Source organism: Peptoniphilus gorbachii (genome assembly GCF_016908115.1).
Taxonomy (GTDB): domain Bacteria; phylum Bacillota; class Clostridia; order Tissierellales; family Peptoniphilaceae; genus Peptoniphilus_A; species Peptoniphilus_A gorbachii.
On sequence record NZ_JAFBDH010000018.1, the window covers coordinates 1 to 1311 of the forward strand.

At 45.3% G+C, this 1311-nt stretch carries 1 tRNA gene and 2 rRNA genes; all 3 read right to left on the reverse strand.

The features are described from left to right. Nucleotides 1-478 (reverse strand): 23S ribosomal RNA (locus JOD41_RS09100); the annotation flags it as partial. A gap of 212 nt (nt 479-690) precedes the next feature. Continuing rightward, a tRNA-Ala gene (locus tag JOD41_RS09105) sits at nt 691-766 on the reverse strand. Between the two features lie 38 nt (nt 767-804). Continuing rightward, a 16S ribosomal RNA gene (locus tag JOD41_RS09110) occupies nt 805-1311 on the reverse strand; the annotation flags it as partial.

Consider the following 1311-nt stretch of genomic DNA (forward strand, 5'->3'; position numbering starts at 1 on the left):
CGGGGTTCTTTTCACCTTTCCCTCACGGTACTTGTTCGCTATCGGTCACCAAGTAGTATTTAGCCTTAGGGGGTGGTCCCCCCATGTTCCCACTGAATTTCTCGTGTTCCGTGGTACTCTTTTGTGTCGGATATTTTCGCTTTCGTCTACAGGACTGTTACCTTCTTTGGTTTATCTTCCCAGATTATTCGACTAGCTATTTTCTCTTTTTACACTTTGGGCTCTTCCCTGTTCGCTCGCCGCTACTTTGGGAATCGAGTTTTCTTTCTTTTCCTCAGGTTACTTAGATGTTTCAGTTCACCTGGTTCGCTTCCTATAGTTATGAATTGGCTATAGGATACCTTACGGTGGGTTTCCCCATTCGGATATCTACGAGTCATAAGATATTTGCTCCTCTTCGTAGCTTTTCGCAGCTTGTCACGTCCTTCATCGCCTCTTGGTGCCTAGGCATTCTCCTAGTGCTCTTTTTAACTTGACCTTTGTTAATAAACATTTCTGTTTATTTCCAGTTTAATTGTTTGTTTAAGAAATTTTGATTAGTTTTTAAGTTGTTATGGTTCAAATCGCTTTTGCGATTTTTTCAACCTTCATGCTTTACGCGTGTCGGTTTGGTCGCTTTTTGGCAAATCATAGATTTGAAACTGCGCGACACCTGACCTACGACGAAATCGTAGATTTCTGTTAGGTCATTGGTGGAGATAAGGAGATTCGAACTCCTGACCTCCTGCTTGCAAGGCAGGCGCTCTCCCAACTGAGCTATACCCCCATATATAATTAAAATAGTGTGAAGATCTTTTTCCTTAGAAAGGAGGTGATCCAGCCGCACCTTCCGATACGGCTACCTTGTTACGACTTCACCCCAGTCACTTATCCTACCTTCGACTGCTGCTACCTTACGGTTTGCTCACAGGCTTCGGGTATTACAAGCTCCCATGGTGTGACGGGCGGTGTGTACAAGACCCGGGAACGCATTCACCGCAGCATTCTGATCTGCGATTACTAGCAACTCCATCTTCATGTACTCGAGTTGCAGAGTACAATCCGAACTGAGAAAGGCTTTTTGAGGTTTGCTTAATATCACTATCTTGCTTCCCTTTGTACCTTCCATTGTAGCACGTGTGTAGCCCAGGGCATATAGGGCATGATGATTTGACGTCATCCCCACCTTCCTCCGATTTATCATCGGCAGTCTCTTTAGAGTTCCCATCCGAAATGCTGGCAACTAAAGATAAGGGTTGCGCTCGTTGCGGGACTTAACCCAACATCTCACGACACGAGCTGACGACAACCATGCACCACCTGTATTGAGGC